Origin of the sequence: Burkholderia ambifaria AMMD, from assembly GCF_000203915.1 — a bacterium.
Taxonomy (GTDB): domain Bacteria; phylum Pseudomonadota; class Gammaproteobacteria; order Burkholderiales; family Burkholderiaceae; genus Burkholderia; species Burkholderia ambifaria.
This window is the reverse complement of record NC_008391.1, coordinates 501,743-517,096: the sequence shown is the minus strand read 5'-3', so window position 1 is coordinate 517,096 and position 15,354 is coordinate 501,743. Positions and strand designations below refer to the sequence as shown.

At 66.9% G+C, this 15,354-nt stretch carries 14 protein-coding genes; 6 read left to right on the top strand and 8 right to left on the bottom strand.

All coding sequences use genetic code 11. The annotated features are described in order from the left end of the window. Positions 1-87: 87 nt before the first annotated feature. The gene (locus tag BAMB_RS18460) at positions 88-1,323 is read right to left on the bottom strand and encodes a multidrug effflux MFS transporter (RefSeq protein ID WP_011658686.1); all 1,236 of its coding nucleotides are present in this window, start codon (positions 1,321-1,323) and stop codon (positions 88-90) included. Positions 1,324-1,543: 220 nt separating this feature from the next. Here BAMB_RS18460 and pdxR point away from each other — a divergent pair, with 220 nt between their 5' ends. From pdxR to BAMB_RS18435, 5 genes are all read left to right on the top strand, one after another. Then, positions 1,544-3,028 carry a MocR-like pyridoxine biosynthesis transcription factor PdxR gene (gene pdxR, locus BAMB_RS18455; protein ID WP_011658685.1) on the top strand — a complete coding sequence of 495 codons (1,485 nt, stop codon included), beginning with the start codon at positions 1,544-1,546 and terminating at the stop codon, positions 3,026-3,028. A 208-nt stretch (positions 3,029-3,236) separates the two neighbouring features. Further along, positions 3,237-4,337: an ABC transporter substrate-binding protein gene (locus BAMB_RS18450; RefSeq protein WP_011658684.1), complete on the top strand. Its 1,101-nt coding sequence runs from the start codon at positions 3,237-3,239 to the stop codon at positions 4,335-4,337. A 108-nt stretch (positions 4,338-4,445) separates the two neighbouring features. Then, positions 4,446-6,218 carry an ABC transporter permease gene (locus BAMB_RS18445; protein ID WP_011658683.1) on the top strand — a complete coding sequence of 591 codons (1,773 nt, stop codon included), beginning with the start codon at positions 4,446-4,448 and terminating at the stop codon, positions 6,216-6,218. After that, positions 6,211-7,278 (top strand): ABC transporter ATP-binding protein, encoded by a 1,068-nt coding sequence (locus BAMB_RS18440; RefSeq protein WP_011658682.1) that lies wholly within the window; start codon positions 6,211-6,213, stop codon positions 7,276-7,278. Before BAMB_RS18445 ends, BAMB_RS18440 begins: the two co-directional genes overlap by 8 nt. Before the next feature lie 182 nt (positions 7,279-7,460). Then, complete coding sequence (locus BAMB_RS18435) at positions 7,461-8,552, top strand: porin (protein ID WP_011658681.1); 1,092 nt, start codon at positions 7,461-7,463, stop codon at positions 8,550-8,552. A gap of 71 nt (positions 8,553-8,623) precedes the next feature. Here BAMB_RS18435 and BAMB_RS18430 read toward each other — a convergent pair whose 3' ends face one another. Both BAMB_RS18430 and BAMB_RS18425 read right to left on the bottom strand, forming a co-directional pair. Then, on the bottom strand, positions 8,624-9,589 hold the full coding sequence (locus tag BAMB_RS18430; RefSeq protein ID WP_011658680.1) for a quinone oxidoreductase family protein: 966 nt from the start codon (positions 9,587-9,589) through the stop codon (positions 8,624-8,626). 46 nt (positions 9,590-9,635) lie between these two features. Next, positions 9,636-9,887 carry a hypothetical protein gene (locus tag BAMB_RS18425; protein ID WP_011658679.1) on the bottom strand — a complete coding sequence of 84 codons (252 nt, stop codon included), beginning with the start codon at positions 9,885-9,887 and terminating at the stop codon, positions 9,636-9,638. A gap of 95 nt (positions 9,888-9,982) precedes the next feature. Between BAMB_RS18425 and BAMB_RS18420 the strand changes: the two genes are divergently transcribed. Further along, a complete protein-coding gene (locus tag BAMB_RS18420; protein ID WP_011658678.1) occupies positions 9,983-10,771 on the top strand; it encodes an AraC family transcriptional regulator in 789 nt (262 codons plus the stop codon). Between the two features lie 144 nt (positions 10,772-10,915). Here the strand turns inward: BAMB_RS18420 and hpaI are convergent, their stop codons facing one another. The 5 genes from hpaI to hpaE are packed head-to-tail and all read right to left on the bottom strand — an operon-like array spanning position 10,916 to position 15,337. After that, on the bottom strand, positions 10,916-11,719 hold the full coding sequence (hpaI, locus tag BAMB_RS18415) for a 4-hydroxy-2-oxoheptanedioate aldolase (RefSeq protein ID WP_011658677.1): 804 nt from the start codon (positions 11,717-11,719) through the stop codon (positions 10,916-10,918). A 12-nt stretch (positions 11,720-11,731) separates the two neighbouring features. Next, entirely contained in the window at positions 11,732-12,535 is an 804-nt protein-coding gene (gene hpaH / locus BAMB_RS18410; RefSeq protein WP_011658676.1) for a 2-oxo-hept-4-ene-1,7-dioate hydratase, read from the bottom strand. A 19-nt stretch (positions 12,536-12,554) separates the two neighbouring features. After that, positions 12,555-12,947: a 5-carboxymethyl-2-hydroxymuconate Delta-isomerase gene (locus BAMB_RS18405; protein WP_011658675.1), complete on the bottom strand. Its 393-nt coding sequence runs from the start codon at positions 12,945-12,947 to the stop codon at positions 12,555-12,557. Positions 12,948-12,976: 29 nt separating this feature from the next. Beyond that, positions 12,977-13,825 carry a 3,4-dihydroxyphenylacetate 2,3-dioxygenase gene (gene hpaD / locus BAMB_RS18400; protein ID WP_011658674.1) on the bottom strand — a complete coding sequence of 283 codons (849 nt, stop codon included), beginning with the start codon at positions 13,823-13,825 and terminating at the stop codon, positions 12,977-12,979. Between the two features lie 48 nt (positions 13,826-13,873). After that, entirely contained in the window at positions 13,874-15,337 is a 1,464-nt protein-coding gene (gene hpaE / locus BAMB_RS18395; RefSeq protein WP_011658673.1) for a 5-carboxymethyl-2-hydroxymuconate semialdehyde dehydrogenase, read from the bottom strand. Between the last annotated feature and the right edge of the window lie 17 nt (positions 15,338-15,354).

The following is a 15,354-nucleotide window of genomic DNA, read 5'->3' as shown; positions in this document are numbered from 1 at the left end:
CGCTACATTACATGATCCTTTCCACGCCGACGCCTCGCGCAAACACCGGTTGCGCCGCTCGCGACTATCCCGAGCGCATCCCCGTGTTCATCGCTCCGCAGCCGGCCGGTTCCCTGCCGCGAAGCGCCGACCGTCCGTCGCACTTCGGTCGCGCAGGCCGACGACCACCACCATGAACGCGATGCTCGAGCAGACGGTCACGGCGATCATCGGGTGGGCGGTACCGTCCGACAGCCACGCGAGCACGCCGCCGCATGCGGCCGTGATCGCCATCTGAATGAAGAAGAACAGCCCGGATGCCGTGCCGGCGATCTTCGTATAGGGCTGCATCACGGCGAACTGGCACGCCGGAATCGCGATCCCGACTGCGACCATCACGAAGAACATCGGGACGACGAGGGCTGCCACCGCCGTGGAGGCAACGGCACCGGCGCCCCACAGCGCGCCCGCGCCGACCAGATTGATGCCGGCCGCCACCGTGATGACGGAATCGGCATGCCATCGGCCGCTGGTTCGCCGGAACACGCTCGAACCGATCAGGTAGCCGAGCACGGTCAGGCCGAAGATCGCCGCATAGACCGGGCCGGACACGCCCATTTGCCGCTGGAACAAGGTCGATGATTCGGCGATGAACGGAAAGTAGGTGCAGTAGACGAAGCTGATCGCCAGCGAGTAGCGCAGGAAGCGGCGCTCGCGCAGCAGGCTCGCGTAGGTCCGCAGCAGGCCGGTTGCCGGCGTCGGCTGCGTGTCTGGTTCGCGCGTTTCCGGCAAGTAGCGCAGCACCATCGCCGTCGCGACGAGGCCGCCCGCCGCCAGCCATCCGAACACGCCGCGCCATCCGAGCCATTCGGCGACAACGCTTCCGGCGAGCGGTGCAATCACCGGCGACAGCGCCATGCCCGCCGAGATGCGGCTGAGCATCGTGGCCTGCATCGCGGTCGGATAGCGCTCGCGCACGATGACCCGGCCGATCACCGTGCCGCTGCAGCCGCCCAGCGCCTGGAAAATTCGTGCGGCGATGATCGCCGGGATACTGGTCGACAGCGCACAGGCCACGCTTGCGACCAGATAAAGACACAAGCCGCCGACGAGGACGGCACGACGTCCGTACCGGTCCGACAATGGCCCCGACACCAGCATCGAAAGCGCGTAACCGACCATGTACAGCGTCAGGGTGAGCTGCAACTGGGCGTCGGTGCCGTGCAGCGCGTCCGCCATCGCGGGCAGCGACGGCAGATAGGCATCGATCGTGACCCGCGGCAGGCATACGACGAGCATCAGCAGGAACAGCCAGCCCCACGGGGGCAGTGAGCGCGTCTTCATGCGGCGACTCCGTCGCCGATCGGTTCGAACGGCTGCGTCTCGACCGCACGATTGAGCAGCACGGAATCGACACCCCCGCCGATGACGGCAAGGGTCAATCTCTCAGTGTTCTTTGTTATGTACAACGTTCCCTCGGATTCGAAGAGTGTGGTCCACAGAAATCTAAGGGGAAAGTGATATAAGCTGAAGGACCATTAAATCGAATATTCACTGGACCACTATGTCGCGAGGCAAAGCCGCGATTCCACTCGATCTGCCGTGCCCTGCCGGGCTGTCGACGGGCACCCCGCAATCAAAACAGGAGTGCATTGCCGATGCGATTCGCGACGCGATCCTGAAACGCCTGCTTCCCGGCGACAGTCCGCTGCCGTCCAGCCGGACCCTTGCCGCACGCTGGAGCGTCGCGAGGGGAACCGTCGAAGCGGCCTACGACCGGTTGTCCTCCGAGGGCTACATCGCACGAACGCGCGGCTCGGGATCCCGGGTCTGCGCGATCGTGCCCGACAGCTATCTGCGTGCGAGCGCGCAGCCCCGGGACGGCGCGCCCCGCCGTCCCGGCACCGCGCCGGAGCCCGAACCGACGGGTGCGGCGGCGCCGGAACACGCGGTACGCCCGGGCGTTCCGTTTGTCGCGCGACTGGCCGACCCTGGCCTGCTGCCGATGCAGCAATGGAAGAAGGCACTCGGCGCGAGCCTGCTCGCCGCGACGCCCAACGATCTCGGCTCGACGCCGTCGCAGGGCGTCGAGGGTCTGCGCGACGAAATCGCCGCGTACCTGCGGGAATACCGCGGCATTCCATGCGAGGCGGACGACATCTTCATCACTACCGGCATCCGGCATTCGATCGACCTCGTCGCGAGAACCGTGCTCACCCCCGGCTCGACCGTGCTGATGGAAGATCCCGGCTATGCGTCCGCATGGCACATTTTCACGATGGCCGCGGCAACCGTGATCGACGTGCCGGTCGATCGAGAAGGAATCCAGACGGCCACGCTGGACCTGCATGACGATGCGTGCGCGGCCTACGTAACGCCCGCGCACCAGGCGCCGCTCGGCGTCACGATGTCGGTGTCGCGCCGGCTCGAACTGCTCGACTGGGCGCAGCGCAACCGGGCGTGGATCATCGAAGACGACTACGACGGCGAATTCAGTTACCAGGCCGCCCCGCTGCCCGCGCTGAAATCGCTCGACGCCTGCGAGCGCGTGATCTATTGCGGCTCGTTCAACAAGACGCTCTTTTCAGGGCTGCGCATCGGCTTCATGGTCGTGCCGGCGGAACTGCGACCGGCACTGTCGGTCGTGTGGCATGCAACCGCGCGCTCCGTCAGCGTGGCACCGCAGCTCGCGCTGGCCCGCTTCATCGGCCACGGCGATTTTGCGAAGCACCTGCGCGCGTGCCGCCACGCGTACCGCCAACGCCGCGATATCGTGCTCGACCAACTGGCCACGCACGCCAGCGGACAGTTCACGGTGTCGGGCGAGCACGCAGGTTTTCATTTCGTTCTCGGGCTGCCGCCCGCGATGGACGAGGCATCCTACGTCGCGCGAGCCCGCACGGCCGGCATCGCGTTGCAGGCGCTCAGCGGCTTTTGCCGCAGCACCCGCTGCGAACCGGGTGTCGTCGTCGGCTATTCGGCGCTGACGGCAGCGCACGCCCGGCACGGCGGCCGAATCCTCGGAAAACTGCTGGCACAATCGGCCTAGCCGCCGTCGCCGAATGGGCCGGCGGTCGTCTTCCTTCCGTCGTCAAACCGCGCCGCGAGCCACGAAGGCCGCGGCGGCGTCGCATCGACCTCGGGAAATCCATAACACAAAGGACGCTATTGTGAACCGAAATGAAAGCGGGCTGAAAGTGCGTCGCACTTAACATCCGCGTCACTCGAACAATACACACGCACAACTGGAGGAAGACATGCCGTTTGCACCGAAACAGCTCGCCGCCGCGCTGGCGATCGTCCTGGGCACCGCCGCCGGCGCTGCCGTCGCACAGGTTCCGGCCGGATATCCGGGTAACTACCAGGGTGTCATCGACGCCGCGAAGAAGGAAGGAAAACTGATCGTCTACTCGACGACCGACACGGGCCTCGTGCGCCCGCTGATCAAGGACTTCGAAAGCCTGTACGGCGTGAAGGTCGAGTACAACGACATGAACAGCACGGAGCTGTACAACCGCTACATCAGCGAGAACGCGGCCAGCAGCACCAGCGCCGACGTGCTGTGGAGCTCCGCGATGGACCTGCAGGTCAAGCTCGTCAACGACGGCCTGATGGCGTCGTACGATTCGCCCGAAAGCCCGAACGTGCCGCAATGGGCGCAATACCAGAAGCAGGCGTACGGCACGACGTTCGAGCCGCTCGCGATCGTCTACAACAAGCGCCTGATCCCCGAGAACGAGGTGCCGAAGACGCGCGCCGACCTGATCAAGCTGCTCACCACGCAAGCCGACAAGTTCAAGGGCAAGGTCACGACCTACGACATCGAGAAGTCGGGGGTCGGCTTCAACTACCTGACGCAGGACGCGCACGTGAACGAGAAGGTCACGTGGGAACTCGTGAAGGCGATCGGCGCCACCGGCCCGAAACTGCAGTCGAGCACCGGCGCGATGATGGAGCGGATTTCGTCGGGCGAGAACCTGATCGGCTACAACATCATCGGCTCGTATGCGTACTCGAAGGCGAAGAAGGACAAGTCGATCGGCTACGTGTTTCCGAAGGACTACACACAGGTCGTGAGCCGCCTCGCGACGATCTCGAAGAAGGCGAAGAACCCGAACGCCGCGAAGCTGTGGGTCGACTACCTGCTGTCCAAGCGCGGGCAGACGGTGATCGCGAACCAGGTGGACCTGTACGCGATCCGCACCGACGTGAGCGGCGAAACGTCGGCCGCGAGCCTCACGAAGGAACTCGGCGATTCGCTGAAGCCGATCCAGATCGGCACCGGCCTGCTCGTCTACCTCGACCAGTCGAAGCGGCTCGCGTTCCTGAAGCAATGGCAGCAGGCGATCAAGCGCTGATCCGCTGATCCGCTGACCTCGGGCCACCCGCCGCACCGCGCGCGGGCGGCCCCTTCCCCTTACCGACTTCCTAGAGGCGGCCATCCGGATGGCCGCAGGGGTGAACTCATGCTTTCAACCAGCACACGCGGACCGGCGCCGGCCGTTCCGCCCTCCACCGGCCAGGACGATGCGATTCCCGCGCTGCGGGCCAGCGGCCTGCAGCCGCTCGCCGGCATGCTGCGCTGGATCGTCGTCGCGGTGCTGACCGTCGCGGTCGCGCTGCCGCTCGGCTTCATCCTGTTCCAGAGCCTGCTGTCCGCGCCGTTCTTCGACGCGAACAAGACGCTCGGCGTCGAAGGCTTCCGCTTCATCTTCACCGACCCGGACTTCTGGTTGGCCGTGAAGAACTCGTTCATCATCGCCGGCGGCATGCTGTTCATCTCGATCCCGCTCGGCGGCATCCTCGCGTTCCTGATGGTCCGCACCGACCTGCCCGGCCGCCGCTGGCTCGAACCGCTGCTGCTCACGCCGGTGTTCGTGTCGCCGATGGTGCTCGCGTTCGGCTACGTGGTCGCCGCCGGCCCGGTCGGTTTCTACTCGGTGTGGTTCAAGGAATTGTTCGGGGTGCATAACGTGCCCTGGAACATCTATTCGATCTTCGCGATCACGGTGATCGTCGGCCTCACGCACGTGCCGCACGTGTACCTGTACTCGTCGGCCGCGCTGCGCAACCTCGGCTCGGACGTCGAGGAAGCGGCGCGCGTGTCGGGTGCCCGCCCGTTCCGCGTCGCGCTCGACGTGAGCCTGCCGATGACGATGCCCGCGCTGCTGTTCGCCGGCGTGCTCGTGTTCTTCCTCGGCTTCGAGGTGTTCGGGCTGCCGCTGGTGCTCGGCGATCCGGAAGGCCACCTCGTGCTCGCGACCTACCTGTACAAGCTGACCAACAAGCTCGGCGTGCCGTCGTATCACCTGATGGCCGCGGTCGCGGTGTGCATCGTCGCGATCACGTTCCCGCTCGTGCTGCTGCAGCGCCGCCTGCTGAAGACGGCGAACCGCTTCGTCACCGTGAAGGGCAAGGCCGGCCGCTCGACGGTGCTGCCGCTCGGCGTGTGGCGCTGGGTCGCGCTCGCGATCGTCGCGCTGTGGCTGATGCTGACCGTGATCGTGCCGATCTCGGGCATCGTGCTGCGCGCGTTCGTGACCAACTGGGGCGAAGGCGTCGCGCTCGCCGAAGTGCTGACGCTGGCGAACTTCATCGAGCTGTTCGAACAGGACAATCTCGTGCGCGCCATGCTCAACACGCTCGGCATCGGCGTGATCGGCGGCGCGCTCGCGATCGGCTTCTACTCGCTCGTCGCGTTCGCCGGCCATCGCCGCAACGACTGGGCGACGAAACTGCTCGACTACCTCGTGCTGCTGCCGCGCGCGGTGCCGGGCCTGCTCGCCGGTCTCGCGTTCCTGTGGATCTTCCTGTTCGTCCCGGGCCTGCGCGAGCTGAAGAACTCGATGTGGAGCATCTGGATCGCGTACACGGTCGTGTGGCTCGCATACGGGATGCGCCTGATCCAGAGCGCACTGCTGCAGGTCGGCCCGGAGCTCGAGGAAGCCGGCCGCAGCGTCGGCGCGACGCGCAGCCGCGTATCGCTCGACGTGACGCTGCCGCTCGTGCGCTTCGGCCTGCTCGCCGCGTGGCTCCTGATCTTCATGATCTTCGAGCGCGAATACTCGACCGCCGTCTATCTGCTGTCGCCCGGCACCGAAGTGATCGGCGCGCTGCTCGTGTCGCTGTGGGCGACCGGCGCCGTCGACCAGGTCGCCGCGCTCTCTGTCATCAACATCGCGATGGTCGGCGCCGGTCTCGGCGTGGCCCTGCGCTTCGGAGTGAAACTTCATGGATAAGCTCATCGTCGACGACCTGCATCTCAGCTACGGCGCCAACCCGATCCTCAAGGGCGTGTCGTTCGAACTGAACGCCGGCGAAGTCGTGTGCCTGCTCGGCGCGTCGGGCAGCGGCAAGACCACGCTGCTGCGTGCGGTGGCCGGCCTCGAACAGCCGTCCGACGGGCGCATCCAGCTCGACGACCGCGTGTTCTTCGACGGCGCGCGGCGCGTCGATCTGCCCGTCGAACAGCGTTCGCTCGGCCTCGTGTTCCAGTCGTACGCGCTGTGGCCGCACCGCACCGTCGCCGACAACGTCGGCTACGGGCTCAAGCTGCGCCGTGTGGCGCCGGCCGAACAGAAGCGCCGCGTGCAGGCCGCGCTCGACCAGCTCGGCCTCGGCCATCTCGCCGAACGCTTTCCGCACCAGTTGTCGGGGGGCCAGCAGCAGCGTGTCGCGATCGCGCGTGCGCTCGTCTACAACCCGCCGGTGATCCTGCTCGACGAGCCGCTGTCGAACCTCGATGCGAAGCTTCGCGAGGAGGCGCGTGCATGGCTGCGCGAGCTGATCGTGTCGCTCGGGCTGTCGGCGCTCTGCGTGACGCACGACCAGACCGAAGCGATGGCGATGTCCGACCGCATCCTGCTGCTGCGCAACGGCCGCATCGAGCAGGAAGGCACGCCGGCCGAGCTGTACGGCGCGCCGCGCTCGCTGTACACGGCCGAATTCATGGGCAGCAACAACCGCATCGACGCACGCGTGGCGGCCGTCGACGGCGAACGCGTGACGCTCGCCGGCGACGGCTGGGAGCTGCAGGCGCTCGCCCGCGATACGTTCACGCCGGGCCAGGACGCGCAGGCCGTGATTCGCCTCGAACGCGTACAGGTCGCCGACGGCCCGGGCGCGAACCGGCTGCAGGCCGACCTCGTCACGTCGATGTATCTCGGCGACCGCTGGGAATACCTGTTCCATTGCGGCGAGATGCGCCTGCGTGCGTTCGGCCACGTGCCGCGCGCGGCCGGCACGCACTGGATCGAATTCCCGGCCAACGACTGCTGGGCGTTCGCGAAAGCGGGCTGACCCCGGGGCGCGACGGCCTGCGCGCCGCCGCGCCGGCATTCCAGCGCGCATCCCGTTTCGACTCAGGATCGGCGGACGCTTCGCGGCGTCCGCCGTGGCGTGTCGCGCGCCGCGTATCCCTGCGAATCCGTTTCACCCCAATCCGTTTCACCCAACCCACAACAAACAAGGAGACACCGTCAATGAAGTCACGCGCAGAACGTTCGATTCGCACTGCTATCGTTACCGGCTCGGCTGCCGTCGCCGGCCTCGCAGTAGGCGCCGCGCACGCGCAGTCGTCGGTCACGATGTACGGGATCATGGATGCCGGCATCGAATACACGAACCATGCGGCACCCGACGGCGGCAATTCGTTCAAGCTGAAATCCGGCAACAAGAACACGTCGCGCTGGGGCTTGCGCGGCACCGAGGATCTCGGCGGCGGGCTGAAGGCCGTGTTCCGCCTCGAAAGCGGGATCGATCTCGCCAACGGTGCGTCCGACGACGGCCCCGACTCGATCTTCGCGCGCCGCGCGACGGTCGGCCTGAAAGGCAAGTGGGGCGAAGTCTCGCTCGGCCGCAACTTCACGGTCACCTACGACTACATGCTGCCGTTCGACCCGATGGGCTACGCGCAGAACTACTCGTGGGCGACTTCGTCGATGGCGACCGGCGGCCGCAAGGACGGCCTGTTCACGCGTTCGTCGAACGCCGTGCGCTACGACGGCGAATTCGGCGGCTTCAAGTTCGGCGCGCTGTACGGCTTCGGCAACGTACCGGGCAGCGTGAAGACCAGCTCGAAGTACGACTTCGCGCTCGGCTACGAGGCCGGCCCGTTCGCGGCGGTGGTCACGTTCGACCGGCAGAACGGCGCAGCCGACAGCGTCACGCCGGCCGATACCGTCAACTACATCCAGGGAATCCATGCGGGCCTGAGCTACGACTTCGGCAACCTGAAGACGATGGCCGGCTATCGCAACTATCGGCGCACGTATCACACGAGCGCCGCGAACCAGTTGAGCGACATGTATTGGGTCGGCGGGTCGTACCAGTTCACGCCGACGTTCTCGCTGATCGCGGCCGTCTATCACCAGAACATCAAGGGCGGCACGGATGCGGATCCGACGCTGGTGTCGGTGCGGGCGAACTATGCACTGTCGAAGCGCACGGTGCTGTATGCGGCCGGCGCGTTCGCGATCGCGCAGCATGGGCAGAAGGTCGGTGTGTCGCGCGATTTCGCCGGGTATGGCACCACGCAGGTGGGTGTGACGGCGGGGATTCAGCAGCGGTTCTGACGGCGCGGGCGGAGGCAGGCATCATCGCCCGCGTCCGCCCTGCGATGCTATGCGATGCGAGGCGATGCCGATCACGCACCGTCGCGCATCGTGAACACCGTGCGCACGAGACTGTTCGTATCGTTCCAGTGTTCGCCGACCGCCGACAGCGGCACCGCCCGCGTGTCGATCGTCAGCCGTGCCGGCCCGGCCGCGGCGAACACGCCGCGCACGGCCGCCAGCAACCCCGCCGGCGACACGCTGCCGAGGCCGCTGCCCATCAGTTCGATTGCCTTCGCCCGCAGCACGGCCCCCGGCAACAGCACGTCCGCACCGCCGATCGAGCCGATCTGTACGAAGCGCAGCCGCCGGCCATCGGGCGCCGACCGCGCCGCCGTGATCAGCAACGCGTGCGCACTGGTGCCCCACAGATAGTCCAGCACGACGTCCACCCCCGCGCGGAAATGCGGTTCGAGCGCACGCGCCAGATCAGCATCGTCCTGCTGCAGCGACACGACGGCGTCCGCGCCGTCACTCAGCAATGCCTCCAGCGCAACCGCGTTGCGGCCCGTCGCAATCACTTTCGCCGCGCCGAGATGCCTGGCGATCCGCACCGCGAGCCGGCCCGACGTTCCGGTCGCACCGTTGACGAGCACCGTCTCGCCCGTAACGAAGCGCGCGCGTTCGATCAGCGCCGCCCACGACGACATCCCGGGAATCGCGATCGCCGCGGCCGTGATGTCGTCGAGCCCGTCCGGCAGCGGCACGCACTGGGCGTCGGGCACGATCGTGCGCTCGGCCATCGTGCCGAACGGCGCGGGGGCGCCGAAAATATAGACGCGCTGCCCGTCGTCGAGCCGGCCCACGCCGTCGACGCCGACGACGAACGGATAGCCGCTTCCCGACGAATAATGCGTGCCCGACGCGCGCCCCTGCGCGAGCCGGCTCAACGCGGACGCCGTCATGTCGACCGCACGGTGGCCCGGCCTCGCGTGCGGTACTTCGAACTCCATATAGACCGGGCTTTCGCCCGCGCCCGTCACGACTGCTGCTTTCATGCTGTCTCCTTGAAACGGTGTGCTCGATCGACGGGTCGAGCGGGCATCATTGCGCGGCGAGCCACGCACGCAGCGCGGGATCGCGCACTTCCAGCACGTCGAACAGGCCGAGCGCGCGCAGCGCGGGCAACGCGTCGATCGTGTCGGCTTCCGCTTGCGAGCGGTCGGCGGGCGCCGCGTGCGGATCGGTCAGCACCCGCGCGTTCGCCAGAAACGCGCCGACGGTGCCCTTGCGGATCGTCGTTCCGCCGGCCTCGATTCGGTCGGCGTGGTCGGGGAGAAGGTGTTCGGCTCGCATCGTGCAGTCCTCCAGTGGTGGTCGATGGAGGCAGTGTAGGCGTGCAATACGGGCCGATCTCCGGTATAAAAGCCATTCGATACGGAAATCCCGCCATGTCCGATCCGTTGCTGCCTGCCCACCTCATCACGTCCGACGACGGCCCGTTCGTCGTGGCCGCCGTGCTGACGCAGCGCGACCCGCGCGTGACCCCGTCGCACACCCATGCGCGCGGCCAGTTGGTCGGCGCGCAGAGCGGGCTGGTGACGATCGGCCTCGACGATCAGGAGTGGGTCGTGCCGGCGATCCACGCAATCTGGATTCCGCCGCACTACCGGCATTCGCTGCACTCGTTCGGGCCCATTTCCGGCTGGTCGGCGTTCGTTGCCGAAGCGCGCTGCGCGGCATTGCCCGACACGCCGCGCGCGATCCGCACGACGCCGCTGTTGCGCGAGGCCGTGCAGCGCGCGGCGAGTTGGGGCGATTCGGAACTGGATGCCGCGCAAGCGCGGATCGCCGACGTGATCCTCGATGAAATCGTGTCGTCGAAGGCCGAAGCGCTGGGACTGGTTCGCCCGCAGGACCCGCGGCTGATGAAGATCACCGATGCACTTGCCATGGATCTCGCGGACAACCGGCGGCTGGAGGAATGGGCCGACTGGGCCGGCATCGGCGCGCGGACGATGAGCCGGCGCTTCGTCGCCGAGACGGGGCTGACGTTCGCGCAATGGCGTCAGCAGGCAAGGCTGCTGCGGGCGCTGGAGAAAATCGCCGACGGCGTGCCGGTCACGACGATCGCGCTCGATCTCGGCTACGACAACGTGAGCGCGTTCATCGACATGTTCCGGCGGGCGATGGGGACGACGCCGGGAAAATATATGGAAGCGGGACGGCGAGCGGGTTAAAGGACGCCATGCTTGAATGAAGCACACCGCGTGCACGTATCAGTCACCCGCCGACCTGCCATTCTCGTGCGAGGTGGCGCGCCGCGCTCATTGCAAGTAACGCGCGGCGTCGAGCATCGCGTTGGTCAGCTCGCCGCGGCTCCGTCAATACGTCCCGTCGCCCGTCTTCACGGCCTCACCCTTCTCCTTGAACCGCTCCGCCAGCGCCTGCGCACTTCTGGCCAGCAGCGTCGTATCCACACCGACCGCGACGAACAGCGCCCCCGCTTCCAGATACCGCCGCGCCGCCGCCTCATCCGCGCTCAGAATGCCCGGCGCGTTGCCGGCCGCCTTGATCGTGCGGATCGCACCGTCGATCGCGGCCTGCACGTCCGGGTGCCCCGGATTGCCGAGATGCCCGAGATCGGCCGCAAGATCGGCCGGCCCGATGAACACGCCGTCCACGCCTTCGACCCGCGCGATCGCATCGATCGCATCGAGCCCCGCGCGCGTCTCGACCTGCACGAGCACAGCCATCTCGTCGTTCGCGCGGTGCAGGTAATCGCCGACGCGATTCCACCGCGACGCGCGCGCGAGCGCACTGCCCACGCCGCGAATCCCGTGCGGCGGATAACGCGTCGCGGCCACCGCCGCGCGCGCTTCGTCCGCGCTCTGCACCATCGGCACGAGCAGCGTCTGCGCGCCGAGATCGAGCACCTGCTTGACGATCACCGGATCGTTCCACGGCACGCGCACGACCGGATGCGACGGATACGGCGCGATCGCCTGCAACTGCGCGAGGATCGTCGGCACCGTGTTCGGCGCATGTTCGCCGTCGATCAGCAGCCAGTCGAAACCGGCGCCCGCGACGACTTCCGCGCTGTACGGATTCGCGAGGCCGAGCCACAGCCCGAGCTGCGCGTCGCCGCGCGCGAGCGCGGCCTTGAAGACATTGGACGGCATCTGCATCGCTCGCTCACCTCACTCGAAGTAGCACTGGATCGTTCCGAGCGGGCCGTAGTCGACGCTGAACGTGTCGCCCTGGCGCGCCGCGCACGGTCGCGTGAACGAGCCGCCGAGCACGATCTGTCCCGGTTCCAGCGCGACGTCGAATCGCGACAGCCGGTTCGACAGCCACGCGACGCCATTGGCCGGATGATTCAGCACGCCGGCCGCGACGCCCGTTTCCTCGACCACGCCGTTGCGCGACATGATCGCCGCGACCCAGCGCAGGTCGACGTCCTGCGGCCGCACGGGCCGCCCGCCGATCACGACGCCCGCGTTCGCCGCGTTGTCGGCGATCGTGTCGAACACCTTGCGCGGCCGTTTCGTATCGGGATCGATCGACTGGCTGCGTGCATCGATGATCTCGAGCGCCGGCACCACGTAGTCGACCGCGTCATACACGTCGAAGATCGTGCAGTTCGGGCCAGTGAGCCGCTTGCCGAGCACGAACGCGAGTTCGACCTCGACGCGCGGCACGATGAAGCGCGCGGTCGGGATCGTGCCGCCGTCGTCGAAGAACATGTCGTCGAGCAGCGCGCCGTAATCGGGCTCGTCGATCTGCGACGTGTTCTGCATCGCCTTCGACGTGAGGCCGATCTTGTGCCCCTTGAGCGTGCGGCCTTCCGCGAGCTTCATGGCCACCCACGCGCGCTGGATCGCATACGCGTCGTCGATCGTGATGTCGGGATGGTCGAGCGAGATCTGGCGGATCTGCGTGCGCTCGCGCTCCGCGTCGTTCAGACGCCGGGCGAGCTGGTCGATGAGGGCGGGTTCGAGCATGGTCGGATCGGGAATGGGTTCAGTCGGCCCGCTTGTAGCGGGCGTGAATGTTGTTGTGCTTGTACGAGCCGCTTTCGCTGAACTCGGTCAGCTCCATCGACAGCGCCAGATAGCGCTTCGCGTACAGCTCCGCGAAATGCACCTTGATCGCGTCGAACAGCGCGTCGCACGCGGCCTTCTTGGTCTCGTCGCTGCGGCCCGAGCCGATCTTCAGCGTCACGTGGACGAACGCGTCGTCCGCGGTGCCGTCGGCGACGCAGTAATCCTGCAACTCGATCGCGCGCGAGCGGATGCCGCCCGTCGGGAACACGCCGCCCTGCGCGATCAGCGTTGCGTTGATCGTGCGCAGCAGCGTGGGGATGCGCGCGTCGTCGCGGATGTTCGCGGTGTATTCGACGACGATGTGTGGCATGGCAACGCTCCGGTCAGGTGATGCGGCGCTCAGGCGAGCGGGAAGATCGCGTTGATCTGCCCGGTGCCCGAGCTCGCGAAATAGTCGGTGACGATCTCGACGGGCTTGTCGTAGCGATCCCAGCCGAGCAGGCCGAGCAGCATCGCCGTGTCGTGCATGCCGCCTTCGCCGTGGCAATGCACGTTGTACTCGGGCAGCATCGCGCAGAAGGTCTTGAAGTCGCCCTGCTTCCACAGCTCGACCACCCGCAGGTCGACCTGCCGGAAGAATTCGCGGCTGATCTGGTGGATCGATTCCTCGGGGCTGTCGTTGTCGTTGAAGCGATGCGACAGCGAGCCGCTCGCGAGGAACGCGACGTTCGAATCGCTCTTCTCGATCGCTTCGAGCAGCGCCTCGCCGAAGCGGCGGCTCTCGTCGAGCTGATGCCACATGCACCAGCCGGCGATCGACACGACCTTGAAGTGCTGGTCGCCGTTCATGTAGCGCATCGGCACGAGCGTGCCGTATTCGAGTTCGAGGCTGTCGATCTCGTGCGCGCGCGTCGCGATCCCGCGTGCGCTGGCCGTCTCGGCGATCACCCGGCCGAGCGCCGGGTTACCCGGATACGCGTACTGCATGTCGCGGATGAAATGCGGCAGCTCGTTGCTGGTATAGGTGCCGGCGAACCTTGCATTGCAGTTCACGTGGTAACCGGCGTTGACGAGCCAGTGCACGTCCGACACGACGATCGTGTCGACGCCGAGCGCGCGGCAGCGCTCGCCGATCAGCCGATGACCGCGGATCGCCGCATCGCGGCAGCCGTGATGTTTGCCGGGCAGTTCCGACAGGTACATCGACGGCACGTGCGTGACCTTCGCGGCGAGGGACAGTTTGCCCATCGTTGAGTCTCCGTATCGTTCGTTCTAGCGGCGCAACGACCCGCGCCGTTACACGCCCCAGCGGGGAATGTGATGCGAACCCATCGAGATGCACACGTTCTTGATTTCCGCGAACACCTCGAAGCTGTACTCGCCGCCCTCGCGTCCGGTGCCCGACTCCTTCACGCCGCCGAACGGCTGGCGCAGGTCGCGCACGTTCTGGCTGTTCACGAACACCATCCCGGCCTCGATGCCGCGCGCGAGACGATGCACCTTGCCGACGTCCTGGGTCCAGATGTACGACGCGAGCCCGTAGGCGGTATCGTTCGCGAGCCGCAGCCCTTCTTCCTCGTCGTCGAACGGGATCACGCACGCGACCGGCCCGAAGATCTCTTCCTGCGCGATGCGCATCCGGTTGTCGACGTCCGCGAACACGGTCGGCCGCACGAAGTTGCCGTTGCGCAGATGGCTCGCGAGGCCGGCCGGCTTGTCCGCGCCGCCCGCGACTACGCGTGCGCCCTCCTGCTCGCCGATCCGGATGTAGCCGGTCACCTTCTCCCAGTGCTGGCGCGTGATCATCGCGCCGAGCTGCGTGCCCGGATCGGACGGATCGCCGACCACCAGGTTGTTCGCGCGACGCGCGAATTCCTGTACGAAACGATCGTAGATCGTTCGCTGTACGAAGATCCGCGAGCCGGCGGTACAACGCTCGCCGTTGATCGAGAAGATCGTGAACAGCGACGCATCGAGCGCGCGGTCGAAATCGGCATCGTCGAAGATCAGCACCGGCGACTTGCCGCCGAGCTCCATCGAATACTTCTTCAGGCCCGCGCGTTCCATGATCCGCTTGCCCGTGACCGTGCCGCCCGTGAATGACACCGCACGCACGTCCGGATGGCGCACCAGCGCATCGCCGGCGGTCGCGCCGTAGCCCTGCACGACGTTCAGTACTCCCGGCGGAATGCCGGCTTCGAGCGCGAGCCGGCCGAGCTGGTCGGCCGTCAACGGCGACAGCTCCGACATCTTCAGCACGGCCGTGTTGCCGAGCGCGAGACACGGCGCCGTCTTCCACGTCGCGGTCATGAACGGCACGTTCCACGGCGACACCAGCGCGCACACACCGACCGGCTGGTACAGCGTGTAGTTCAGCATCTGGTCGTCGACCGGATAGGTACGGCCATTCATCTGCACGCACACTTCTGCGAAGAAATTGAAGTTCTCGGACGCGCGCGGAATCAGCTGCTTGCTCGTCTGCGCGATCGGCAGGCCGGTGTCCTGCGTCTCGAGCGCGGCAAGCATCGGCACGTTCCTCTCGATCAGCTCGCCGAGCTTGCGCATCAGCTTCGCGCGCTCCTTCGCGGGCGTGTTCGCCCACTTGGGGAACGCTGCCTTCGCCGCGCGCACGGCCGCATCGACTTCGGCCTCGCCGGCCGACGCGACGTCGGTGATTACGTCGCCGGTCGCAGGATTCAATGTCGTGAAGGTCTCGCGGCTCTCGACTTCGCGGCCGTCGATCCAGTGCTTGATGGTCATCTGCTCTCCTTGGGCGA

Bases quoted from the DNA above. Each gene is read 5' to 3' on its own strand.
- BAMB_RS18460 (WP_011658686.1), bottom strand. From the start codon at position 1,323: ATGAAGACGCGCTCACTGCCCCCGTGGGGCTGGCTGTTCCTGCTGATG.
- pdxR (WP_011658685.1), top strand. From the start codon at position 1,544: ATGTCGCGAGGCAAAGCCGCGATTCCACTCGATCTGCCGTGCCCTGCC.
- BAMB_RS18450 (WP_011658684.1), top strand. From the start codon at position 3,237: ATGCCGTTTGCACCGAAACAGCTCGCCGCCGCGCTGGCGATCGTCCTG.
- BAMB_RS18445 (WP_011658683.1), top strand. From the start codon at position 4,446: ATGCTTTCAACCAGCACACGCGGACCGGCGCCGGCCGTTCCGCCCTCC.
- BAMB_RS18440 (WP_011658682.1), top strand. From the start codon at position 6,211: ATGGATAAGCTCATCGTCGACGACCTGCATCTCAGCTACGGCGCCAAC.
- BAMB_RS18435 (WP_011658681.1), top strand. From the start codon at position 7,461: ATGAAGTCACGCGCAGAACGTTCGATTCGCACTGCTATCGTTACCGGC.
- BAMB_RS18430 (WP_011658680.1), bottom strand. From the start codon at position 9,589: ATGAAAGCAGCAGTCGTGACGGGCGCGGGCGAAAGCCCGGTCTATATG.
- BAMB_RS18425 (WP_011658679.1), bottom strand. From the start codon at position 9,887: ATGCGAGCCGAACACCTTCTCCCCGACCACGCCGACCGAATCGAGGCC.
- BAMB_RS18420 (WP_011658678.1), top strand. From the start codon at position 9,983: ATGTCCGATCCGTTGCTGCCTGCCCACCTCATCACGTCCGACGACGGC.
- hpaI (WP_011658677.1), bottom strand. From the start codon at position 11,719: ATGCAGATGCCGTCCAATGTCTTCAAGGCCGCGCTCGCGCGCGGCGAC.
- hpaH (WP_011658676.1), bottom strand. From the start codon at position 12,535: ATGCTCGAACCCGCCCTCATCGACCAGCTCGCCCGGCGTCTGAACGAC.
- BAMB_RS18405 (WP_011658675.1), bottom strand. From the start codon at position 12,947: ATGCCACACATCGTCGTCGAATACACCGCGAACATCCGCGACGACGCG.
- hpaD (WP_011658674.1), bottom strand. From the start codon at position 13,825: ATGGGCAAACTGTCCCTCGCCGCGAAGGTCACGCACGTGCCGTCGATG.
- hpaE (WP_011658673.1), bottom strand. From the start codon at position 15,337: ATGACCATCAAGCACTGGATCGACGGCCGCGAAGTCGAGAGCCGCGAG.